The 8,198-nt window shown below is 50.6% G+C and carries 6 protein-coding genes; 5 read left to right on the top strand and 1 reads right to left on the bottom strand.

The annotated features are described in order from the left end of the window. Positions 1–223: 223 nt before the first annotated feature. Positions 224–1,984 carry a 30S ribosomal protein S12 methylthiotransferase accessory factor YcaO gene (gene ycaO, locus BZK40_RS15560; protein WP_020996515.1) on the bottom strand — a complete coding sequence of 587 codons (1,761 nt, stop codon included), beginning with the start codon at positions 1,982–1,984 and terminating at the stop codon, positions 224–226. 136 nt (positions 1,985–2,120) lie between these two features. Here ycaO and BZK40_RS15555 point away from each other — a divergent pair, with 136 nt between their 5' ends. The 5 genes from BZK40_RS15555 to rpsA all read left to right on the top strand — a co-directional run bounded on the left by BZK40_RS15555 (position 2,121) and on the right by rpsA (position 8,109). Beyond that, on the top strand, positions 2,121–2,813 hold the full coding sequence (locus BZK40_RS15555) for a DUF421 domain-containing protein (protein ID WP_008784261.1): 693 nt from the start codon (positions 2,121–2,123) through the stop codon (positions 2,811–2,813). A gap of 212 nt (positions 2,814–3,025) precedes the next feature. After that, on the top strand, positions 3,026–4,114 hold the full coding sequence (gene serC / locus BZK40_RS15550; RefSeq protein WP_032942886.1) for a 3-phosphoserine/phosphohydroxythreonine transaminase: 1,089 nt from the start codon (positions 3,026–3,028) through the stop codon (positions 4,112–4,114). Positions 4,115–4,183: 69 nt separating this feature from the next. Continuing rightward, positions 4,184–5,467: a 3-phosphoshikimate 1-carboxyvinyltransferase gene (gene aroA, locus BZK40_RS15545; RefSeq protein ID WP_079934929.1), complete on the top strand. Its 1,284-nt coding sequence runs from the start codon at positions 4,184–4,186 to the stop codon at positions 5,465–5,467. A gap of 171 nt (positions 5,468–5,638) precedes the next feature. After that, positions 5,639–6,322: a (d)CMP kinase gene (gene cmk, locus BZK40_RS15540; RefSeq protein ID WP_003831921.1), complete on the top strand. Its 684-nt coding sequence runs from the start codon at positions 5,639–5,641 to the stop codon at positions 6,320–6,322. 113 nt (positions 6,323–6,435) lie between these two features. Further along, entirely contained in the window at positions 6,436–8,109 is a 1,674-nt protein-coding gene (gene rpsA, locus BZK40_RS15535; protein WP_003035776.1) for a 30S ribosomal protein S1, read from the top strand. The last annotated feature ends 89 nt before the right edge of the window (positions 8,110–8,198 follow it).

Genomic DNA, 8,198 nt, shown 5'->3' with positions numbered 1-8,198 from the left:
GAATTTTTTCTTTCAGCCTCCTATGGGACGGTTAATTAAAATGGAGTAATTGAGATAAAAAACCACATTAATAAGCTAATTTTTTTAATATCAACTACTAATATTTAACCTTGCTTTTACATTTATTTTTTGGTCTGACCAAAATAAAAAACGGGGCGCTTTAAGCGCCCCGTAATATAGCTCAGACAATACATTTAGCCTACTCGAGGCAAGTTGTTTGTCACTATTTTGACCAGTGTGCCGCTTTCGCGCGTTGCAATTTCTCATAGGCTTTCAGCAGAGACTGATGTGCCGGGAATGCGTGCAGATCGCTGTCTACTGGCTGAAGTCCATAAAACGGCGCTTCACCACTCAGTGCCGCACTTGCCGCTTCAACCGCCTCAGCGCCGTACATGCGGACGAATGCGTTCAGATACTGCAGCGGCTGACGGTCTTCTTCCTGAGACAGCAGCAACAAAGTTTGCAGGCAGCGATAGTAGTTTGCACGTTCCGCGCTAAAGACGGAGGCGTTAAATTCCATCGTCCATTCGGTCCACACCAGGGCCTGCTCCAGATCGCCACCGGCCAGCGCCAGCATCACTTTAAGCTCGCCAATACGCAGGGTGTACCAACCGTTATCCGCACCGGTCGCCAGACCGAGCAGCTCGCGCACGCGGGTGAAGTCGTCAAAACCTTCTTCATCCAACTGTTCAATCAGATTGAGGTAGTCTTCTTTATCCCACTCACTGCCTGGCAGAGAGAGAATGGTGTCACGCAGATGGGTGCCCATAGCGTTGTTGGCTAACCACAGATCTTCTGCCGGATAGATGTCAGACATTCCCGGAACAATAATGCGGCACGCGTAAACGCCCAGGTGCTCATAGTCAGCGATATACACTTCTTTATCTTCAGCATTGAAGATGGCCATCAGGGTGGCGAACTCTTCTTCCGTGGTGCCGGAGAAATTCCAGTCAACGAACGGATAGTCGGCATCCTGCTTGAACAGATCCCAGGAGATCAGACCGCTGGAATCGATGAAGTGAGTTTCAAGGTTGGTATGTTCTGCCACTTCCTCATCGTCGAAGGTCGGAGGGGTGAAGACATCAAGATCCTTCAGACCACGGCCCTGCAGCAGTTCAGTCACGGTACGCTCCAGCGCAACGCCGAAATCCGGGTGTGCGCCGAAGGAGGCAAAGCAGGTACCGTTGGCCGGGTTGAACAGGACAACGCAAATCACCGGATACTTGCCGCCCAGCGAGCCATCGTAGGCAAAAATCGGGAAACCTTCCGCTTCCAGTGTGGCGATGGACTCCACCACTGCCGGATAGCGCGCCATCACCTCGGCCGGGATTTCCGGCAGGCTGATACTTTCGGCGATAATACGGTTCTTCACATGGCGCTCAAAGACTTCAGACAGGCCCTGAACGCGAGCTTCGTTAGGTGTGTTACCCGCAGACATGCCGTTAGAAACATACAGGTTGCCGATAATATTCATCGGAATGTAGACGGTCTGGTTATCAGACTGGCGGGTAAACGGCAGGCCACAGACGCCACGCTCTTCATTACCAGACTGTAGATCGATAAGCATGCTGCCGGTCAGTTCGTTATCTGGATCGTAAAATGCACGCAGACGCGCATCCAGTAAACCTTCTGGAACATCGTCTTCTTCAGTCAGCGGGAACCATTTTTCGTTCGGGTAATGTACGAAGGGGCCATTGGCGATAGTTTCGCCCAGCCAGAAATCTGCAAAGAAGTAGTTAGTCGACAGACGCTCAAAGTATTCGCCCAGCGCAGAAGCCAGCGCCGCTTTTTTTGTCGCGCCTTTACCGTTGGTGAAGCACAGCGCGCATTCTTTGTCGCGAATATGTACAGACCAGACGTTAGGGACGGGATTCAACCACGAAGCTTCTTCAATTTGAAAACCGAGGTCGAGCAATTTTTGCTGGAAGCGAGCGATGGAGTCTTCCAGAGCGGCATCTTTGCCGGGGATAAATGTTTGCGTCATGAAAATCACTTTTGTCGTACGGAAAGCGCGCAATGATACGGGTTTTCAATGAACGGCGCTATCGTCGCCGGAGCCCATGCGTAAATAAAAGCATTGGCTATGCTTTCTTACAGCCAATCACGTTTAGAGCATATTAATGAAAGCTTTCGATTTACACCGTATGGCGCTTGATAAGGTGCCCATGGATTTTCTGGGGGAAGTTGCGCTACGCAGCCTTTACACCTTTATATTGGTTTTTCTGTTTTTAAAAATCACCGGACGTCGTGGCGTACGCCAGATGTCGCTTTTTGAAGTCCTTATCATCCTTACGCTGGGTTCCGCGGCGGGAGACGTGGCGTTTTATGACGATGTTCCGATGCTGCCGGTGCTGGTGGTCTTTATTACTCTTGCTGTGCTGTATCGGCTGGTAATGTGGCTAATGGCGCATAGTGAAAAAATGGAGGACCTTCTGGAGGGCAAACCCGTCGTGATCATTGAAGACGGCGAGTTGGCATGGTCAAAGCTCAATAGCGCCAATATGACGGAATTTGAATTCTTTATGGAACTGCGTTTGAACGGCGTGGAGCAATTGGGACAAGTGAAACTGGCTATTCTGGAGACGAATGGGCAAATCAGCGTCTACTTCTTTGCCGATGAAGATGTAAAGCCGGGGCTCAGTATTCTGCCTAAACGTTGTACGCAACGATTTAAAGTAATACCTGAAGCAGGGGACTATGCCTGCATACGTTGTAGCGAAGTGGTGCAAATGAAGGCCGGAGATCATCAATTATGTCCGCGCTGTGCAAATCCAGAATGGTCGAAGGCCAGTCGGGCAAAACGGGTTACCTGACAGCAAAAATCTCGGTTTTTACCCGTCAATCCGATAGATTCTGTTGTGTGACCGATGACACATTTTTACCCTTGCCAGTTTTACCCATTGCGGCGCGTGTCACTGAATGATAAAACCGATATCCACAGGAATAACTTATACCAATGTCTGTCACCGGATTATCGTCAATGACAGGATGTTGATTGGACAACAACACAACGTGGTGAGGGGAAATGGCTCAGGTCTTCAATTTTAGTTCAGGTCCGGCAATGTTACCGGCAGAAGTACTTAAACTGGCTCAACAGGATCTTTGTGACTGGAACGGTCTTGGCACGTCAGTGATGGAAATTAGCCACCGTGGCAAAGAATTCATCCAGGTCGCAGAGGAAGCGGAGCAGGATTTTCGCGATCTTCTCAGCATCCCCTCCAACTATAAAGTGTTGTTCTGCCATGGCGGTGGTCGCGGGCAGTTCGCGGGTATCCCGTTAAATATTCTGGGCGATAAAACCACCGCGGATTACGTCGATGCCGGTTATTGGGCCGCCAGCGCAATTAAAGAAGCGAAAAAATACTGCACGCCAAACGTTATTGATGCCAAAGTCACCGTGGACGGCCTGCGTGCTGTTAAGCCGATGAGTGAATGGCAACTTTCTGATAACGCGGCATACCTGCACTATTGCCCGAACGAAACCATCGATGGCATTGCGATCGATGAAACGCCGAATTTTGCCAGCAACGTTGTGGTCACGGCAGATCTGTCTTCTACCATTCTTTCCGCACCGCTTGACGTTAGCCGTTATGGCGTAATTTATGCCGGGGCACAGAAAAATATCGGCCCGGCCGGTCTGACGATTGTCATCGTCCGTGAAGATTTGCTGGGTAAAGCTCATGTCTCATGCCCGTCAATCCTCGACTATACCGTGCTGAATGACAACGATTCCATGTTCAATACGCCGCCAACCTTTGCCTGGTATCTGTCTGGCCTGGTCTTTAAATGGCTGAAAAAGCAGGGCGGTGTTAATGCGATGGATAAAATTAACCAGCAAAAAGCGGAATTGCTCTACGGCGTAATCGATAACAGCGATTTCTACCGTAACGATGTGGCGAAATCTAACCGTTCACGCATGAACGTACCGTTCCAGCTGGCTGATAGCGCATTGGATAAACTGTTCCTGGAAGAGTCTTTTGCTGCGGGCCTGCACGCGCTGAAAGGGCATCGTGTAGTCGGCGGTATGCGTGCGTCCATCTACAATGCCATGCCGCTTGAAGGTGTTAAAGCACTGACCGATTTCATGGTCGATTTCGAACGCCGCCGCGGCTAATCTGCTGTACTTTTCATCCCCACAGCCCGTCTGTGGGGTTTTTATGTCTGTTTTTGAGAGTCGAGTTTCATGGAATCCCTGACGTTACAACCCATTGCGCGGGTGGATGGCACCATCAATCTGCCTGGATCCAAAAGTGTTTCTAACCGCGCTTTGCTGCTGGCTGCATTAGCCAATGGCACCACTGTCCTGACCAATCTGCTGGACAGCGATGATGTTCGCCATATGCTCAATGCTCTGAATGCGTTAGGGATTAGCTATACCCTTTCTGCCGATCGTACCCGCTGCGAGATAATTGGCAATGGCGGTGCGTTGCACGTAGAAGGTGCAGTTGAGCTGTTCCTTGGCAACGCCGGAACCGCAATGCGCCCGCTGGCCGCAGCGCTATGTCTGGGCAGCAATGACATCGTGCTGACGGGCGAACCGCGCATGAAAGAGCGCCCGATTGGCCATCTGGTTGATGCGCTGCGCCAGGGCGGAGCCAAAATTGACTATCTGGAGCAGGAAAACTATCCACCTTTACGTCTGCGCGGTGGCTTTACCGGAGGCCAGGTTGAGGTAGACGGTAGCGTTTCCAGCCAGTTCCTCACTGCGTTGCTGATGACTGCGCCGCTGGCGCCGCAGGATACGACGATCGCAATTAAAGGTGACCTGGTATCCAAACCTTACATTGATATCACACTGAACCTGATGAAAACGTTTGGTGTTGAAATTGAAAATCAAAACTACCAGCGCTTTGTCGTGAAGGGGCAGCAGCAGTATCAGTCACCGGGTGCATACCTGGTTGAAGGTGATGCTTCTTCCGCTTCCTATTTCCTCGCGGCAGGTGCTATTAAAGGCGGTACGGTAAAAGTTACCGGGATTGGCCGCAACAGCATGCAGGGTGATATTCGTTTTGCCGATGTACTGGAGAAAATGGGCGCAACCATTACATGGGGCGACGATTTTATTGCCTGTACTCACGGCGAGTTGAACGCAGTGGATATGGATATGAACCATATTCCTGATGCGGCGATGACCATTGCAACGGCGGCGCTGTTCGCTAAAGGCACCACGACATTACGTAATATCTACAACTGGCGCGTCAAAGAGACCGATCGTCTGTTCGCGATGGCGACGGAGTTACGCAAAGTGGGCGCGGAAGTGGAAGAGGGGCATGACTTTATCCGCATCACCCCGCCTGCAACATTGCAATTTGCGGACATCGCGACCTACAACGATCACCGCATGGCGATGTGTTTCTCGCTGGTGGCGCTGTCTGACACGCCGGTGACCATTCTTGACCCAAAATGTACCGCCAAAACCTTCCCGGATTATTTCGAACAGTTGGCTCGTATTAGTACATCTGCCTGATTTTATTGCCGCACTTTCGGGTGCGGCACATTCTGACATCTCCGATTGCCTATTTATTCTACACTCAGCTTCAATGATTCTGCATTTTTCACACAAAGATAACGATCGTTGGCGTTGGCGCGTATAATGCGCGGCGTTCACGTTAATGTACGCCCGTTTAAGGAGAAAAAGATGACGGCAATTGCCCCGGTTATTACCATTGATGGCCCAAGTGGTGCAGGTAAAGGCACCTTGTGCAAGGCAATGGCGGAAGCATTGCAGTGGCATCTGTTAGATTCAGGCGCGATCTACCGCGTACTGGCGCTCGCAGCGTTACATCACCATGTTGATGTCACATCTGAAGATGCTCTGGTACCGCTTGCCTCACACCTTGATGTGCGTTTTATCTCAACAGACGGCAACCTGGAAGTCATTCTTGAAGGTGAAGATGTCAGCGGTGAAATACGTACTCAGGAAGTAGCGAATGCAGCCTCTCAGGTTGCGGCGTTTCCCCGCGTGCGTGAAGCGTTATTACGTCGTCAACGCGCATTTCGCGAATCCCCAGGTCTGATTGCTGATGGACGTGATATGGGCACCGTGGTGTTCCCGGATGCGCCGGTGAAAATTTTTCTGGACGCCTCCTCGCAAGAACGTGCGCATAGACGTATGCTACAGTTGCAGGAGAAGGGCTTTAGTGTTAACTTTGAACGCCTTTTGGCCGAGATCGAAGAACGCGATTATCGCGATCGTAATCGTGCTGTAGCGCCGCTGGTTCCCGCTGCTGATGCTTTAGTTTTGGATTCAACCCGATTAAGCATTGAGCAAGTGATTGAAAAAGCGTTACAATACGCGCGCCAAAAACTGGCTCTCGCTTAAGTGCGACCGAATTTGCAGTACCCCCGTTGCAATGGATTGACAGCGGGTATGTTAAACAACCCCATCCGGCATGGAGCCAGGTGGACGTTAAATATAAAACCTGAAGATTAAACATGACTGAATCTTTTGCTCAACTGTTTGAAGAATCCTTAAAAGAAATCGAAACCCGTCCGGGTTCCATCGTTCGTGGTGTTGTTGTTGCTATCGACAAAGACGTAGTACTGGTTGACGCTGGTCTGAAATCTGAGTCCGCCATTCCGGCAGAGCAGTTCAAAAACGCCCAGGGCGAGCTGGAAATCCAGGTTGGTGACGAAGTTGACGTTGCTCTGGATGCAGTAGAAGACGGCTTCGGTGAAACCCTGCTGTCCCGTGAAAAAGCTAAACGTCACGAAGCTTGGATCACGCTGGAAAAAGCTTACGAAGAAGCTGCAACCGTTACTGGTGTTATCAATGGCAAAGTCAAGGGTGGCTTCACTGTTGAGCTGAATGGTATTCGCGCGTTCCTGCCGGGTTCCCTGGTAGACGTTCGTCCGGTCCGCGACACGCTGCACCTGGAAGGCAAAGAGCTTGAATTCAAAGTAATCAAGCTGGATCAGAAGCGTAACAACGTTGTTGTTTCCCGTCGTGCCGTTATCGAATCCGAAAACAGCGCAGAACGCGATCAGCTGCTGGAAAACCTGCAGGAAGGCATGGAAGTTAAAGGTATCGTTAAGAACCTCACTGACTACGGTGCATTCGTTGATCTGGGTGGCGTTGACGGCCTGCTGCACATCACCGACATGGCATGGAAACGCGTTAAGCATCCGAGCGAAATCGTAAACGTTGGCGACGAAATCACTGTTAAAGTGCTGAAGTTCGACCGCGAGCGTACTCGTGTATCTCTGGGCCTGAAACAGCTGGGCGAAGATCCATGGGTAGCTATCGCTAAGCGTTATCCGGAAGGTACCAAACTGACTGGTCGCGTGACCAACCTGACCGACTACGGCTGCTTCGTTGAAATCGAAGAAGGCGTTGAAGGCCTGGTTCACGTTTCCGAAATGGATTGGACCAACAAAAACATCCACCCGTCCAAAGTTGTTAACGTTGGCGATGTAGTGGAAGTTATGGTTCTGGATATCGACGAAGAACGTCGTCGTATCTCCCTGGGTCTGAAGCAGTGCAAAAACAACCCATGGCAGCAGTTCGCGGAAACCCACAACAAGGGTGACCGTGTTGAAGGTAAAATCAAGTCTATCACTGACTTCGGTATCTTCATCGGCCTGGACGGCGGCATCGACGGCCTGGTTCACCTGTCTGACATCTCCTGGAACGTTGCAGGCGAAGAAGCAGTTCGTGAATACAAAAAAGGCGACGAAATCGCAGCAGTTGTTCTGCAGGTTGACGCAGAGCGTGAGCGTATCTCTCTGGGCGTTAAACAGCTCGCAGAAGATCCGTTCAACAACTGGGTTGCACTGAACAAGAAAGGCGCAATCGTAAACGGTAAAGTCACTGCAGTTGACGCTAAAGGCGCAACCGTAGAACTGGCTGACGGCGTTGAAGGTTATCTGCGCGCTTCTGAAGCTTCACGTGACCGCGTTGAAGATGCAACTCTGGTTCTGAGCGTAGGCGACGACGTTGAAGCTAAATTCACCGGCGTTGATCGTAAGAACCGTGCAATCAGCCTGTCTGTTCGTGCTAAAGACGAAGCTGATGAGAAAGATGCAATCGCAACTGTTAACAAACAGGAAGATGCTAACTTCTCTAACAACGCAATGGCTGAAGCTTTCAAAGCAGCTAAAGGCGAGTAATATCGAGTGCTCTAAATCCTTTGTGCTGTTAACGGCACAAAGGGTGACGAGTAGCTTGACAGATTACAGGATTCGTCCTGTAATCAATG

This window comes from Citrobacter portucalensis (assembly GCF_002042885.1).
Lineage (GTDB): Bacteria > Pseudomonadota > Gammaproteobacteria > Enterobacterales > Enterobacteriaceae > Citrobacter > Citrobacter portucalensis.
This window is presented reverse-complemented; position numbering and strand designations above follow the sequence as displayed.